The organism is Peptoniphilus faecalis (assembly GCF_012976305.1).
GTDB classification, from domain to species: Bacteria; Bacillota; Clostridia; order Tissierellales; family Peptoniphilaceae; genus Peptoniphilus_A; species Peptoniphilus_A faecalis.
In genome coordinates this window covers 1-609 of sequence record NZ_JABDSR010000037.1, presented here as the reverse complement: position 1 = coordinate 609, position 609 = coordinate 1, and the positions used below count along the sequence as shown (strand labels likewise).

Sequence of the window (609 nt, the reverse complement as noted above, 5' to 3'; positions counted from 1 at the left end):
CCCTTATCGGTTATATATATTATGAAGCACCAGAAGAAGAAAAGAATTTTAAGACGCTATTGGATATGATTGACGCAAGTGAAGTTAGAGAAGATGACGAAACCTATATGAACCCAATTGATAGGCTCTTTGAAGCTCTTGAAAAGAAAGATCCAAGTCATTTTGCAGTTAAGCAATACAAGAAATATAAGCTGGCAGCAGGAAAAACTGCCAAGTCAATTCTAATATCATGTGGAGCAAGACTAGCACCCTTTGATATAAGAGAGCTTAGAGAACTAATGAGCGAAGATGAACTAGAACTTGATAAAATTGGAGATAGGAAAACTGCTCTATTCGTAATAATATCAGATACTGACGATACTTTTAACTTTGTAGTTTCAATAATGTATTCTCAACTATTTAATCTTCTATGTGATAAGGCAGATGATGTGTATGGTGGAAGACTTCCAGTTCATGTTAGGTGTCTACTTGATGAGTTTGCAAATAGTGTGACACGTTCTACGCCCAAAGCGGTAGGAATAACCGACAAAAGCGTAGCCTAAAGTCACAAATAATTTAATAATGTGGTTTTAGAGAACTGCATAACTGAAATTTCAAATGAAGGGGTAA

The 609-nt window shown here is 35.5% G+C and carries 1 pseudogene; it reads left to right on the top strand.

The features are described 5' to 3' along the window. A pseudogene (locus HKO22_RS10640) lies at positions 1-485 on the top strand (type IV secretory system conjugative DNA transfer family protein); the annotation flags it as partial. Between the last annotated feature and the right edge of the window lie 124 nt (positions 486-609).